The organism is Lysinibacillus sp. KU-BSD001 (assembly GCF_042920265.1).
Lineage (GTDB): Bacteria > Bacillota > Bacilli > Bacillales_A > Planococcaceae > Lysinibacillus_B.
In genome coordinates this window covers 102,732-117,304 of the sequence record NZ_JBDQZI010000009.1, presented here as the reverse complement: position 1 = coordinate 117,304, position 14,573 = coordinate 102,732, and the positions used below count along the sequence as shown (strand labels likewise).

13 protein-coding genes are annotated in these 14,573 nt (G+C 39.2%); 7 read left to right on the top strand and 6 right to left on the bottom strand.

The annotated features are described in order from the left end of the window. Positions 1-43 precede the first annotated feature (43 nt). The gene (locus tag AAGS61_RS13925; protein WP_391373108.1) at positions 44-181 is read left to right on the top strand and encodes a DUF3953 domain-containing protein; all 138 of its coding nucleotides are present in this window, start codon (positions 44-46) and stop codon (positions 179-181) included. A 16-nt stretch (positions 182-197) separates the two neighbouring features. After that, positions 198-407: a DUF6366 family protein gene (locus AAGS61_RS13920; RefSeq protein WP_391372970.1), complete on the top strand. Its 210-nt coding sequence runs from the start codon at positions 198-200 to the stop codon at positions 405-407. Between the two features lie 51 nt (positions 408-458). Here AAGS61_RS13920 and AAGS61_RS13915 read toward each other — a convergent pair whose 3' ends face one another. Further along, entirely contained in the window at positions 459-3,548 is a 3,090-nt protein-coding gene (locus AAGS61_RS13915) for an efflux RND transporter permease subunit (RefSeq protein ID WP_391372967.1), read from the bottom strand. A gap of 94 nt (positions 3,549-3,642) precedes the next feature. Between AAGS61_RS13915 and AAGS61_RS13910 the strand changes: the two genes are divergently transcribed. From AAGS61_RS13910 to AAGS61_RS13900, 3 genes are all read left to right on the top strand, one after another. Then, entirely contained in the window at positions 3,643-4,488 is an 846-nt protein-coding gene (locus AAGS61_RS13910) for a TetR/AcrR family transcriptional regulator (RefSeq protein WP_391372964.1), read from the top strand. Positions 4,489-4,853: 365 nt separating this feature from the next. Then, entirely contained in the window at positions 4,854-5,672 is an 819-nt protein-coding gene (locus AAGS61_RS13905; protein ID WP_391373105.1) for a YitT family protein, read from the top strand. Between the two features lie 427 nt (positions 5,673-6,099). Next, positions 6,100-6,528, top strand: coding sequence for a hypothetical protein (locus AAGS61_RS13900; RefSeq protein WP_391372961.1), 429 nt, complete (start codon positions 6,100-6,102; stop codon positions 6,526-6,528). A 32-nt stretch (positions 6,529-6,560) separates the two neighbouring features. Here the strand turns inward: AAGS61_RS13900 and AAGS61_RS13895 are convergent, their stop codons facing one another. Then, complete coding sequence (locus tag AAGS61_RS13895; RefSeq protein ID WP_391372958.1) at positions 6,561-8,408, bottom strand: SLC13 family permease; 1,848 nt, start codon at positions 8,406-8,408, stop codon at positions 6,561-6,563. A gap of 401 nt (positions 8,409-8,809) precedes the next feature. Here AAGS61_RS13895 and AAGS61_RS13890 point away from each other — a divergent pair, with 401 nt between their 5' ends. Both AAGS61_RS13890 and AAGS61_RS13885 read left to right on the top strand, forming a co-directional pair. Next, positions 8,810-10,312 (top strand): catalase, encoded by a 1,503-nt coding sequence (locus tag AAGS61_RS13890; protein ID WP_391372955.1) that lies wholly within the window; start codon positions 8,810-8,812, stop codon positions 10,310-10,312. A gap of 203 nt (positions 10,313-10,515) precedes the next feature. Next, a complete protein-coding gene (locus tag AAGS61_RS13885; RefSeq protein ID WP_391372953.1) occupies positions 10,516-10,764 on the top strand; it encodes a hypothetical protein in 249 nt (82 codons plus the stop codon). Between the two features lie 45 nt (positions 10,765-10,809). Here the strand turns inward: AAGS61_RS13885 and AAGS61_RS13880 are convergent, their stop codons facing one another. The 4 genes from AAGS61_RS13880 to AAGS61_RS13865 all read right to left on the bottom strand — a co-directional run bounded on the left by AAGS61_RS13880 (position 10,810) and on the right by AAGS61_RS13865 (position 14,505). Beyond that, positions 10,810-11,739, bottom strand: coding sequence for an AEC family transporter (locus AAGS61_RS13880; protein WP_391372951.1), 930 nt, complete (start codon positions 11,737-11,739; stop codon positions 10,810-10,812). A gap of 135 nt (positions 11,740-11,874) precedes the next feature. Further along, complete coding sequence (locus AAGS61_RS13875; protein ID WP_391372948.1) at positions 11,875-12,585, bottom strand: ABC transporter permease; 711 nt, start codon at positions 12,583-12,585, stop codon at positions 11,875-11,877. Continuing rightward, entirely contained in the window at positions 12,582-13,436 is an 855-nt protein-coding gene (locus tag AAGS61_RS13870) for an ABC transporter ATP-binding protein (RefSeq protein WP_391372945.1), read from the bottom strand. Before AAGS61_RS13870 ends, AAGS61_RS13875 begins: the two co-directional genes overlap by 4 nt. A 148-nt stretch (positions 13,437-13,584) precedes the next feature. Further along, complete coding sequence (locus AAGS61_RS13865; protein ID WP_391372942.1) at positions 13,585-14,505, bottom strand: LytTR family transcriptional regulator DNA-binding domain-containing protein; 921 nt, start codon at positions 14,503-14,505, stop codon at positions 13,585-13,587. Positions 14,506-14,573 lie beyond the last annotated feature (68 nt).

The following is a 14,573-nucleotide window of genomic DNA, read 5'->3' as shown; positions in this document are numbered from 1 at the left end:
GGCGTATGGATTGATAACAAAAAATTTCGAGTTTCAAGCATATATGATTTTATTTTTAGGCTTAACTATGTTCGTAATGAGCATCCAAGAATTCCAAAAGCGAGAAAAATTCACTAGCGGGTTATTGTTCATAGCCTTCTTGTTTTCGCTATTTGTAGCGATTAAAAGTTTTCTATTGTGATAAGAGGTGAAATGATATGAACGAAAAAGAAACACCAAACGAAAGAAGAGAACGTTTACGACAAAGTGAATTACAAAAAAATCCTACTGGTTCCCTAAACGATGGATTGAATAGAGCCAGCAATGGAAGCTTACCTGATGTAACAGGCGGTATGGGGTGGAAAGGTACAGGGATATTAATTGTCGTTTTATTCTTCGGTTACATTGTATACAAACTGATTTCGTAAATCCTGCATATCGATAGAAAACAGCAACAGGCTAGGCCTGTTGCTGTTTGATTAGTTTTCTTCTACTTCTTTACGGTTTTTCTTTAACATTTTAGATAGTACTTCATACACAATTGGTACGACTACTAACGTTAATAATGTTGAAGATAATAGACCGCCAATTACAGTAATCGCAAGGTCTTTCGAAATAAGACCACCGCCTGCGCCACCAAACGCCATTGGTAACATCGCACCGATTGTCGCAATCGCTGTCATTAAGATTGGACGAAGACGCGTTGCCCCCGCTTCTAAAATAGCCGCACGCATTGTTAAACCGTCGCGTTCCATATGAATAATACGGTCTACAAGTACGATAGCATTCGTGACAACGATACCAATTAACATCAGAAGCCCCATCATAACGGATACAGAAATCGTTTGACCTGTTGCCCATAAGCCGACCCATGAACCAATGACCGTGAATGGTAATGAGAATAGGATGGCAAATGGCGCAAGCCCTTCACCGAATGTGACAACAAGGATAAAGTATACAATCGCAATCGCTGCAAGCATTGCAATACCCAGTTGTGTAAATGTTTCAGCCATATCAGCTGCCACACCCGCAACACCTGTTGTAACTCCTTTTGGTAAATCAAGTGCATTCACCTTTTTATCGGCTGCAGCTGTTGCTTTCGAAATGTCATCACCGATAATTGTACCTGATACCGTTGTGAAGTATTCACCTTTTGAACGAGATAACGCATTCAGTGTTGTATTTTCTTCTACTTCTACGAGGTCACCAATTTTCATTGTTGTCCCGAGAGCCGTTTGAATTTCAGTTGCTAATACATCATCTAACGATAAGGCAGCTGCTTTTGCCTCACGTTGCACGACGACATTAATAGAATCCCCATCATGTTCAACGGTCGTTAACACTTCTTTTGTTGACGTTGTATTTAACGCCATCACAATTTGTGCGGTTGTTAAACCATATTGTAATACGTTTTGTTGCTCTACTTTTAATACATGCTCTACATATGCATCTTCAAAGTCTGATGTCACATCTTCTAAACCATCGACTTCTTTCAGAGCATCTTCTACTTCTTTTACTGCTGCCGCTAAATCATCTAAATCTTCACTATATAATGTATAGCTTACTTCATTTGATGACATCGACATTGCGGAGAAGTTTTGTGATTTCCATTCACCTGATTGCCCAATGTTGAATACATAGTCTTCTACTTCTTCACGTGCTGCTGGGAAGTCTTTCATGTCTGGGTCAAAGATTAAGTACATTAATGCACCGCTTCCGCCGCCACCCATCATTACCGCTGCTGGATCAACATTTTCAGGATCATTAATCGATACTTGTAAAATATCAATATCATCACGTTTTAATAGTTCTTTTTCGACAACTTCAATATTCGCTGTCGTCTCTTCCATTAGCTCACCCGTGCCTGGTGTATACGTTAAATATATGACTTTTTCTTCTTGTGAACCCATGAAGCTAAAGCCAATTAACGGGGTTAACGCTAATGAACCGACTAACATTACAACCGCGACAATCGATGTAATCCATTTATGATTTAAACATTTTTCTAAGAAGTTACGGTAGGCTACTGCTAATTTCCCTACTTCTTTATGCTGGCTTTCTGATTTCTCACCGTATAGTTTTTTACGGAATAAGAAGTGTGAAAGTGCTGGTACAATCGTAATCGCTACAACTAACGATGCACCTAATGCAAACGTCATCGTTAACGCAAATGGCATGAATAGTTCGCCAACCATCCCGCCTACGAAAATCAGTGGTGCGAATACCGCAACTGTGACTAACGTAGAAGACATAATTGGTTTGAACATTTCAATTGTCGCCTCACGAATTAAAGCACGACCTGTTAATTTTTCTTCTCTTAAGTGCATACGACGGTAAATATTTTCTACTACTACGATCGAGTCATCAATGACACGACCAATCGCAACCGTAATCGCACCGAGCGTCATAATATTTAGTGTAATATCCATCCAGTTCAACAGCAGTAAGGCCATAAAGATCGAAACTGGAATCGAAACAATGGAAATAATCGTTGATTTGAAATCACGTAAGAATAGTAAGATGATTAATACCGCAATGGCACCACCAAACACCGCTTTTTCAATCATCGTGAAAACAGAATCTTCAATTGGTGCCCCTTGGTCTAATGAAATATCTACTTTTAGACCATCGATTGCTTTTTCTTCTTCTTTCATTAACTCTTTTACTGCATTAACAACTGTGACTGTATTCGCCTCTTGCCCTTTGACGATTTGAATGGCAATGGCATCGTCACCGTTTGTACGAGAAACGGATTGTACTTTCCCTTCTACTTCAATTGTTGCAATATCACCTAAACGAACAAATGGTGAAGGCTGTGTTGCACTCAGTGTCACAGGAATTAATAATTCTTTTAGTTCCTCCACCGATTTCACTTTCCCGTCAACAGAAACAGCCTGCTTCCCTACAGTGAAATCATATAAACCTAGCGATAGTGACATGTCGCTTGCTTGAATCATTTGTTTGACTGTATCTTCTGTTAAACCAAGTGCTTCCATTTTCGCTTGGTCATATGTGAAGGATACTTGCTCGATGTGCTGACCTGTGATTGTCGCAGATGCGACACCATCGATTTTTTCGATTTTCGGTAATAATAAATCTTCTACTGTTGATGTTAACTCAACAATATCTTCTTTCGTGCTACTTACTGATAATGCGACAACTGGCATCATGTTTACACTGATTGCCATAATTGTCGGTTCTTGCACCTCTTCTGGCAATGTGACATTATCCAGTGCTGATTCCAACTGGCGCTTTTTCTCATCCATGTCGATACCATATTCATACTCGACCTGTACTTGTGCCACATTGGATGAGGAAGTCGAATAGACCGCCTTGACATCTTCAAGACTCTCAATTGCCTTCTCAAAAGGAACCGAGACTTCATCCATTACTTGCTCAGGCGTAGCGCCCGGATAGACCCCCATCACGATTAAATACGGAATCGAAATATCGGGAATCGACTCCATTTTCATTCGTGTACCTGAATAAATCCCCGAGACTGTCACAATGATTGTCAACAACCAAACAGCCAGCTTATTTTTCAGGACAAAATTAACTAAACCCTTCACTATCGCACCTACCTCAGTTTGACTTTAATCATACATTTATTTATACTAATGACCAGTTGGTCAAAAGTCAATAAATCGAGCGGGAGTGTCACAAATGGTTAAAAAACAATTAATAATGGAAAACGCTTTAGAGCTATTTGCAAAACAAGGATTCGAAGCGACTTCCATTCAACAAATCACTGATAAATGTGGCATCTCTAAAGGTGCATTTTATCTTTCCTTCAAATCAAAAGACGAATTAATTCTCTCTCTCATCGACTACTTCATGAGTGAAATTGCAGCAGACGTTGAACGAGTGGTCAATTCAGATTTACCAACAAGTCAACTGCTATACAGCTACTATTATCAATCCTTTGATTCCTTTAGAAAATATGCACATTTCGCTCAATTATTTATAAAAGAACAAAATGCAACTTGTAGTAGTATAGAAATTTTCGAGAAACTGGAAATTTACCATAATATCCTCAATCACTTTGTTCATACAATCGTTAAAAAACAGTTCGATTATGTAGAAGAACATATGGTGCCTGACTTAATTTTTACGATCCAGACCTTTATCGGGGATTACATTGGCTTCTTTATAAAAGAAAACATCAATATTAGCAGTGACATTGATATGGATACACTTTGTCGATCACTTGTTGAAAAAGTAACGATCATTGCAAAATATGCGAAGATTCCATTTTTCTCTCCAGAGCTGAATCCAGCAGCACAAGCAAGTGCCGTGTCTTTAACAAAAGAAGAGTTGATTTTATTTTTAGAAAAGAAACTAGAGGAAATTGACGATTCAGTCGTGCATGAATCCATCGAGATTTTACATCAACATTTATTATCGCCATCCCTATCTCCTGCTGTAGAACAAGGACTATTAAAAAATTTACGTGCCAACTCTCATAGTAAGTGGATTGCCTATATGTACGAAATTTCAACCAAGTCCTAATATTTTTACGCTCCATATAAAATTTAGTTTCAACAAATACGCAACATATTGTGTCCAAAAAATGACAATAGCGCACCTAGGCCTAGGTGCGCTACTTTATACAGCAAAGCATTTTGTATTAATATATTCAATTATTTATACAAAAAATACTATCCTAATAAAGTTTTTTAGTTATCTACGAAACTATTTATACATTTATACGTATTAATAATTACCCACAATTGATAAGGTATTTCACAAAAACACTTCGTTGTCGACATAATCATTTCCATGTACTATTTTGTTTCATGTATAATTGTTACCGTCACTAAAAGGAGGAATTCTATTTGAATAGTAAAATAAAACAAAATATACGAAAAATTATTATGATCGTTATTGGGGCAGCGATTACCGCTTATGGACTTGAGGCGGTGTTAATTCCTAATAGCGTTATTGATGGGGGTGTTACCGGTGTCAGCATTATGGGGGCAAAAATCTCCGAGCTTCCACTAGGGGTATTCTTATTCATCTTGAACATTCCATTTGTGTATATTGGTTATAAACAAATCGGGCGTACATTCGCTATAATGAGTATCATTGGGATTGCTGCCCTTTCAGCAGGCACAATTCTCATGCACGATATTGACCCAATTTTATCTGCAAAGGACCCATTATTAGTTGTCGCTTCTGGTGGTATTTTACTTGGGGTTGGTATTGGTATTGTACTACGTAACGGTGGTGCATTAGACGGCTCAGAAGTATTGGCTGTACTTGTCTCACGTAAAATTCCATTTTCTGTAGGGGATATCATTTTAGTTATTAATGTATTCATTTTTGCAGTGGCTGTGTTTATTTATGATTTAGAAAGCGCACTATACTCTGCCTTAACGTACTATATTGCAAAAACGGTGATCGACATTGTACAAGTCGGTCTCGAAAAATCAAAATCTGTGCTGGTAATTAGTAAAAAATCCGTAGAGATCGGAGAAATTGTGCAACATCGTCTTGGTCGTAGTGTAACGTATACAACCGGTCGTGGTGGTTTTTCTAATGAAGAAACGGATATGTTAAACTGTGTCATTAACCGTATGGAAGAAACAAAAATGCTCGAAATTATTAAAGAAATTGACCCGAGCGCCTTTATCGTTGTCTCAGATGTAGCTGAGGTTCGCGGCGGTAGGTTCAAAAAACGCGATATCCATTAACCTTCGACTCTGCCAAATATTTGGCAGAGTTTTTGATTACAAGCAAAGCGCATTCACACCTGCTTAGCTGCGACAAGTGCTCCGTACTTCACTTATTCACTTTTACAGACAATAAAATTTCTTAGAGCTACTACTCAAGGAAAAAATCAGGTTGTCTCCCTGTCTCACGCATAAGGAGGTTTTTTATATGTATCGGGTTTTTTACGCGGGTTTAGAGTGATTTTACGCGACTTTCCTACACTTTTACGCGGGTTCGAAGCTCTTTTACGCGACTCCGCTATTTTACTTTATATTTCTCCCTCTTTTCGAACCGACTTTTTCTAAATTGAGCTTCTTTTAAAAAAGGATAATTTACTTTTCTAAACCACCCCAATTGTTGCACTGCCTTTCTACTGCATACAATAGAAAAAAGGATGTGGTGTAGACAATGAACTCAATCTCCATGAAACAACGGGCCTTTAAGCTAGTCTTGCTTGGTCTACTATTAGGAGCACTCCTTGGTATTGCGATGTTATTTACACAGTCCCTGATTGCCATGATCATTGGGAGCTTCTCTACTAGCTTCCAGTCATTATTAGCCCCTACCACACCAAGCGCTTACCTACTATTAGACCCACCTACACTATTGCATACAGTGAGTCAGTTCAGCCATAAAATGGGCCTTGCCATCCTAACCCTTATTAGCTTAGTCATTACAATCGCCATTATCATCGGAAAAGTGTTGCAAACAATGAGTCCAAAACGTCGTATATTAAAAATCAAATATGACCTGTTCTATATGTATCCCGCTCTTACGACGGTTATCTCCATGCTCATCACTTATCAAATGAGCTATATATTATTTTTTCAAATTTAAAAGCAGCTTGCCTATGACAAGCTGCTTTCGATTTAAAACGGGAATAAGATTGGGACAACAATCATCATCACAATAAACATAATCACTTGTAGCGGTACCCCGACTTTGACAAAATCGATAAACTTATAGCCCCCTGCTGTCATAACCAGTGAGTTCGTTGGTGACGCAATCGGTGTAGCAAACGCCATACCAGCAGCTGCCGCAACAGCAATCATAAATGTATACGGATTAGCATCCATCGTAGTAGCGGCGGTCATCGCAATCGGCGCAAATAAGACAGCTGTTGCCGTGTTACTCACAAATTGCCCAAATACAACCGTTAGCACGTAAATGCCCATCAACACCCCATACGGACCAAAATCACCCAGTACATCAATAATCGTATTCGATAAAATCGTCATACCACCTGTTTTTTCAAGTGCCGTTGCCATCGGAAGCATCGACGCAACGAGCACAATGCTTTCAAAATTCATCTTGCCATACGCATCGTCCATATTGCGAATACAGCCCGTGACAATCATTAATACAGCACCAATGAGTACAGCAATGACGGCATCAAACACTTCAAACACCATCAGTCCTACAATGAACAGCATAATTAATCCAGCAATCCACGCCTTACCATTTGCGGCTGCCAGTCCTGCTTGTTCACGTGTTTGCCCGACAACAACCACATCTTGTGTTTCGCGTGAAAGTAAGTCAATTTCCTCCCATGCCCCTTGCACTAAGATAGCATCTCCAAAACGAAGCCTTTGTTGGGCCATATCTTGCAATAAATACGCACCTTTTCGGTTAATTCCTAAAATATTTAAATTATATTTCTCGCGAAAGCCAATTTTACTTACGGTTTCACCAATTAATCGAGAAGTCGGTGTTAATAATACTTCCGCTACTCCAATCTGCTTGGAAATTAATTGTTGCATCTCATCATCTGCTACTATTTCTAACTGTAGATCATTTTCCAACACAAAACTTTCAACATCTGGTGCCATTCCTTGTACATATAACACATCATTTTCATGAACGATACTTGTTGGACCAGCCATTTCTTGATACGTCATCGCAAGCAGATTCATTCCTTCTGATGCACGACGCTGAATTTTCATTACATAAATATGATATTTTGCTGGCAACTTTAAGTCAGCAAGTGCCTGACCGATTATAGGTGATGCGGTCGGGACAACAACGCGAAACATCTTATCTTGTAATGCATAATCCTTCGCAATTTTTTTCGGTGACAGCTTGTACCCTGCATCCGATTGTGAACGATTTTGCTCATTTGGCAATAATTTATTACGTACAATGACTAAATACACAATCACCGTTATTGTAGCAATAATCCCAATCGGTGTAATCGTAAAGAAGCCAAGCTTTGCATACCCGTTATCCTGTAAAATTTGGCTGACGATTAAGTTCGGTGGTGATGCGATTAATGTCATCAACCCCGACATACTCGCAATATATGATAATGGCATTAAAAACTTCGACGGACTTACTTTAATGCTCATGGCGATACTAACCACAATCGGTAGCATTAAGGCAACCGTCCCTGTATTACTCATAAACGCGCCCACTGATGCCACAATGACGAGTAGTAAAACAAATAGCTTGAGCTCACTATCCCCTGACCATTTCAGTAGCAAATTTCCGGCCATGCCCGCAAGACCCGTACGTAAAATCCCAGCACCTACTACAAAGAGCCCGGCAATCATAATGACAACAGAGTTCGAAAAGCCAGCTAACGCTTCAGCAGGTGTTAAAATGCCTAAAATGACAAATGTGAGTAAGGCCATTAAGGCTACAAGATCGCCACGTATTCGATTTGTCATAAACAACACAATCGTTACGGCTAAAATAATAAATGTAAATGTTAATTGCACAGCTACATACCCTTTCTACATATCATCATCTGTCATTGTATACGATAATATGGAAAAGGTCTCTTTTTACCTCTGAATTACCATTCAATAAATCCCATTTATTTACTAACGTTTTCAATTAGACTCTCAAATTTTCAACACAAAGACAGTGAAAACCTTTTCGTATGTACTCACTCTATCATAATCATACTTATCATTTGAGCTTACATATGAATGAATCCCTTTGTTTCTACTCCAACTCCTATATGACAAGCCCTTTATTTTTATGCATAAAACTCACTTACCTTTCGCAATAAAAATTTCTTAATAATAATTATTATAATTTAGTAGAAATTATGATTTGCATTTGCTATAGTAATTAAAGAAACGTTTTTTAAATTCATTTTTAGGAGGTACTATAAATGACAAACTTAAACAATCGTCCTTTAACAACGATCACTGGGGCTCCTGTAGTTAGCCATGATGATGTACAAACAGCCGGCCGCCGTGGTCCGATTTTATTGCAAGACGTTTTCCTAATTGAAAAATTAGCTAATTTTAACCGTGAAGTAATCCCAGAACGCCGTATGCATGCGAAAGGTTCAGGTGCATTTGGTACATTCACAGTCACGCATGACATTACGAAATATACAAAAGCAAAAATCTTCTCTGAAGTTGGGAAGAAAACAGACATGTTCGCACGTTTCTCCACTGTAGCAGGTGAACGTGGTGCAGCTGATGCAGAACGTGATATCCGCGGCTTTGCGTTAAAATTCTACACGGAAGAAGGGAACTGGGATATGGTTGGTAACAACACACCTGTATTCTTCTTCCGTGACCCATTACACTTCCCAGACTTAAACCACGTCGTGAAACGCGACCCTAAAACAAACATGCATAACGCAAACTCAAACTGGGATTTCTGGACTTCATTACCTGAAGCGTTACACCAAGTGACAATCGTTATGTCGGACCGTGGTATTCCAGCGAACTACCGTCAAATGCACGGTTTCGGTTCTCACACATACTCGATGATTAACGAAGCAGGTGAACGTGTATATGTAAAATTCCACTTCCGCACAGAACAAGGCATTAAAAACTTAACAGGTGCAGAGGCTGCTGAAGTCATCGGGAAAGACCGTGAATCTTCACAACGCGACCTATTCGAAGCAATCGAAAAAGGCGACTTCCCGAAATGGAAAATGTACATCCAAGTCATGACGGAAGAGCAAGCGCGTAACCGTAAAGACAATCCATTCGACTTAACGAAAGTTTGGTATAAATCAGAGTTCCCATTAATTCCAGTAGGTGAATTCGAATTAAACCGTAATCCAGAAAACTACTTTGCAGACGTTGAGCAGGCGGCATTTGCACCATCTAACGTCGTTCCTGGTATTTCATTCTCGCCAGACCGTATGTTACAAGCGCGTCTCTTCGCCTATCAAGATGCAACTCGTTACCGTCTAGGTGTGAACCATCACCAAATTCCAGTGAACACACCGAAGTGTCCATTCATGGTTTACCACCGCGATGGTGCAGGTCGCGCTGATGGAAACAACGGCAGTGCATTAACTTACTATCCAAACAGCTACGGTGCTTTACAAGCGCAACCACAATATAAAGATCCAGCGCTTACGTTAGATGGCGCAGCTGATATTTATGACTTCCGCGAAGATGATAACAACTACTTTGAGCAGCCAGGTAAGCTATTCCGTTTAATGAATGCGGAACAGCAACAGCGTCTGTTCGAAACAACGGCTGCTGAAATGGCACCAGTCGAAGAGTTCATCAAACGTCGTCACATCTTACACTGCTATTTAGCTGACCCAGCTTACGGTGAAGGTGTCGCAAAAGCAATGGGCTTATCTTTAGAGGGGATGGACCTGTCAAATCCGTATGTGCAATCTACAGTAACGAACGCTTAATGTATTGTTTACGTTCTTTATGAGCGCAAACTCTTAAATATTACTTTTGGCGTCCGTCTCTATATACTCAATATCGCTTACAAAGGCGCCAAAAGTATCTGTTTCCATTAATATCCTATGGGACCGTCATGCATTGAGCATGGCGGTTTTTTATTTCTTCCACATACTATATGAGGTATAATATGGTAAAGGAGGCGGTATAGATGAGTGACCAACACCGATTCTTCACACCTGGACAACTCGAAAAAGCCCAAAAGGATATGATCGAAACAAAGCTTACAGCGGAAAAAGCAGAAGACATATTACGTAAATCAGCCCTTTCTTTAGTCGAGGCTAAAAAAAGCATTATACTCGCTTTACTTGAAGAAGATGTTGATATACATATCATTAGTGAATCAACGAAAACACCACTAGACCGTGTAGTAGAACTAAGAGCATCTATTAAAAAATAAAAAGCCTTCCCTAAATTAGGGTAAGGCTATTTTTTTATGCTACTTTTACACGAATAAAATATTTGACATATAAATGACAACGGTTACTGTCAAACAACTAATAATCGTCGAAAATAACACGGTTTGTGCTGCTGTTGCAGACTCAATATCATATTCTAATGCCAGACTGGAGCTGTTACGCGATGTAGGAAAGGCGCTCGCAATAAACAATGATTGCGCAACAACGCCGTCAATCCCTAGCAAGTAAATGATGCCAAGTGCCACAGCTGGTCCTACAATTAAGCGGGTAAAGCAGCTAATAAAAATCGTTTTATTAAACATCGTCTTCATCTGAATTTGTGATAACTGAGCACCTAGCGTAATGAGTGCCATAGCCACAAAGCCGCCAACTACATAATCAAGTGGAATTCGAAACGTTTGCGGAATGGGAACATCTAAATAATTTAGTAAGCCCCCTATCCAAAGCGCATGGATGATAGGCATTTTTAAAAAGTCCCGGACAATTTCCAGTCCGGATTTCGTTGCAGAAATTAAATTATAGAGCCCATATGTATACGTCGTCATATTTTGAAAAATAACGAGAATGACTTGAATGGCTACGCCGATTGGTTGCGTCACAAAAATCATTTGTGCTACCGGAATCCCGTAGTTTCCCGAGTTAATGAGTACGACACTATTTTTAAAAACAGCCGATTCTTGCCGGTTAAGCCTCATCACCTTCGCTAAATAATGACTTAAAATCATCTGACTACCGATAAATAACACAATAAACAGCGTTAACTGCCCCACTACTGCCATCTCAATTTGTGTTTCATAAATATTAATAAAAACAGCAGCCGGCATAAAACAATACGTAATTAAATGCGACAACGCCTTTAAATTAAATTGAAACTTCCGCTGCAACATCGCCCCTACAATGAGTAAGATTAATATCGGCGCTACGATTTGGAAGAAAATCATCGATAAATAAACCATAACTTAAATCCCCTCCATTTATGTATATTGTTAACTGTACACGAACCCCTCCCTTTTTGGTGTATTTTCTACACGAATTAGCAAAAAGAGCTTGAAACGCGTGGATGTCTCCACATACGTTTCAAGCTTGCTTTATTAATCGTCTGTCATTCGCTTTTTATAGAGCACGCTTGTTACAGCGAGCGCTACAATCGTCCAGGCAATTATGACGACAAACGGCATGATGATCTCCTTTACTGGTACCGCTACTTCAAGTGCATCTGCTAGCACAATCAGCTGCGCACTCGGTAACCATTCAGCAACCGCTAATGCTGGGTATTTTTCTGTTAAACCTAGTGCTAATGGCCCCATGGAGAATACAATTATTACAGGCATGACTGCCAACGAAGCCTCCATTACCGTTTTTGTATATAAACCACAAATGGTACCCAGCGCAATATAAAACACAATGGATACAGCTAATGCCAATACGAGCATGACGATATTGGCTGGCTCATAGCCCACTAAATAAATACTTAACGCTAAAATAACAGCTGAAATACTAAAGACTACTGCACTTTTTCCAATTAAAATGTCAGCAACACTTGCTGGAGACATCATTAAGCTACGAAGTGTATTGCTTTCTTTTTCTTCTGCAATTAAACAGCATTGAATAAATGCCGTTACCATCGCAAGTGTTATATTGATCGGTAAGAAATACATTTGCATCGTATTAACCCCGCTCTTACTATAGAAAAAGGCTAAGAACAGTGGCACTAAAACCATTGTTGAAATAGCATAGTTTCTTGAAAACTCTCGATAATCCTTCATAAAGATTGCTTGAATTCGTTTCATTGACAGATTCATTGTAAATCACTCCCCGTTAATTGCATGAAAATATCCCCTAATGTCGGCTCATTTGTATAAATACGCGCAATAGCCCCTGTGCTCATCCACTGTGTTACATTCGTTGCAGCCGCGTGATCAGCTAATGGTAAAACATGTTCTTCCCCCGTTACTAACTGTACCGTCATCGAATGATCGCTATATTGATGCTTCAATTGTGACGGTGCCCCTATTGCTTGAATTTTTCCTTTATGCAGAAAGGCTACACGGTCACATAATGTTTCTGCTTCTGCCATATCATGCGTTGTTAAAAAGATAGTCGTGCCCATTTCATTTAATTTGCGCAGCCCTTTATAAATATGCGCTGTATTTACCGGGTCAAGTGCGGATGTTGGCTCATCTAAAAATAATAAATCTGGTTTATGCATGATTGCTCTTGCCAGTGTGACACGTTGCATCATCCCTTTCGATAACTCAGTCACTTTTTTCTTTCGAGCCTCTGTTAAGTTCACAAAAGCAAGCGCCTCATTCACTGCTGACCTTGAAAGGTTATACATCTCACTAAATAGAACTAGATTTTCCTCTACTGTTAGCCTTTTATACAGCCCACTATTATCTGTAAGAATACCGAAACGTGCTTTATTCTCGCTTTTCTTCATGTGATGAGCTGGCAATCCTAACACATGCGCCTCACCTGCAGTTTGTTCTAATTGCGCAGTAAGGATTTTAATCATCGTTGTTTTTCCCGAACCACTTGGACCAAGAAAACCGAAAATCTCTCCTTTTTGAATGGTAAATGAAACATCTTGTAACGCTGTAAAAGTACCAAATGTCTTTTGCACATTTTTTACTTCAATTGTTGTTGTCGTCATGTTGGCGACCTCCTTCAATTCGTTTTGTTATCTTTAATTTAGTAGAATCGAAGAAATATCGCCTTCATTTCCCGTTAAAATGTAGCTATTTAGCGGTGAACTGTAGCTTTTTGTCGACCAAGAAGTCGTCAATATTCCCCAGGAAATATTACGCAATACCAATTAATTCTTTTAATTCCGACAGTTTACTACGCGATAACGGTACAACAATCCCTTCACCAACATGTAATTTTAAACTATAGCTATTTTTCGTCCATGTAATAATTTCCCGCACTTTTTGCAAATTCACGATATATGAACGGTGGCATCGATAAAAACCATATGCCTTTAAACGTTTTTCAAGTTCTTGCAATGTAAGCGAACAACTATAGCTCGTACCGGCAACATTCACCAATATTTCCCCGTCAACACTCTCAATATAATCAATCTCCGGTGGATTAAATAAAATCGTTTTATCGTTTTTCTTCGTTTGAATCTTTTCAATTTTAATGATCGGCTCTTCAGTTGAAGGCGTATGCGGCTCTTCCGTAAAGTCCATCTTATGACATCCTGATTGATCCATTCGAATAATATTAGAAGTTGCAATAAGAAGTTCTTCTATATTATTAGCCAGTAAAATAATCTGCTTTCCTTGCTCAACCAACTGCTGAATCAATTGCGCAATCATTTCACGAGAATGTTCGTCCATTCGATAAAACGGTTCCTCAATGACCAATACGTTTTCTGCATATAAATAAGCTCTGACAAAAGTAAGTCGCTTTTGTTCACTGAGCGTTAAATCTTTGACCTTTGTTTTTCGCTGTTTTGTAAATCCGAAAAGTGCTAGCATTTCATCCATCGGTTTCTTACACTCCGCCATGCCCATATAAAAACGAAACGCTTCCTCTACTCTCAACCTTTTGTACTCACCATCTGTCGCATAATGTACATAGCCTTTTGTTTGTAGCTGCTTCATGATTAATTGCATCTTTTGTACGTCCGTATAAATCCCCGTTACTTGCCCTTCAATCTGACAAGCTGGGAGTATCATCTTGCCATCCTCAAATACAGCTTCTAATTGTATGTCCATGCTGTCACCCCAACCTATTAAAATGATACTCTTATTATCGCACAACGAAGGAAAATACTTACATATAA

Coding starts and splice junctions, on each gene's coding strand:
- AAGS61_RS13925 (WP_391373108.1), top strand. CDS start 44: ATGATTTTATTTTTAGGCTTAACTATGTTCGTAATGAGCATCCAAGAA.
- AAGS61_RS13875 (WP_391372948.1), bottom strand. CDS start 12,585: ATGAATCTGTCAATGAAACGAATTCAAGCAATCTTTATGAAGGATTAT.
- AAGS61_RS13870 (WP_391372945.1), bottom strand. CDS start 13,436: ATGACGACAACAACAATTGAAGTAAAAAATGTGCAAAAGACATTTGGT.
- AAGS61_RS13890 (WP_391372955.1), top strand. CDS start 8,810: ATGACAAACTTAAACAATCGTCCTTTAACAACGATCACTGGGGCTCCT.
- AAGS61_RS13885 (WP_391372953.1), top strand. CDS start 10,516: ATGAGTGACCAACACCGATTCTTCACACCTGGACAACTCGAAAAAGCC.
- AAGS61_RS13900 (WP_391372961.1), top strand. CDS start 6,100: ATGAACTCAATCTCCATGAAACAACGGGCCTTTAAGCTAGTCTTGCTT.
- AAGS61_RS13905 (WP_391373105.1), top strand. CDS start 4,854: ATGATCGTTATTGGGGCAGCGATTACCGCTTATGGACTTGAGGCGGTG.
- AAGS61_RS13880 (WP_391372951.1), bottom strand. CDS start 11,739: ATGGTTTATTTATCGATGATTTTCTTCCAAATCGTAGCGCCGATATTA.
- AAGS61_RS13910 (WP_391372964.1), top strand. CDS start 3,643: ATGGTTAAAAAACAATTAATAATGGAAAACGCTTTAGAGCTATTTGCA.
- AAGS61_RS13920 (WP_391372970.1), top strand. CDS start 198: ATGAACGAAAAAGAAACACCAAACGAAAGAAGAGAACGTTTACGACAA.
- AAGS61_RS13865 (WP_391372942.1), bottom strand. CDS start 14,505: ATGGACATACAATTAGAAGCTGTATTTGAGGATGGCAAGATGATACTC.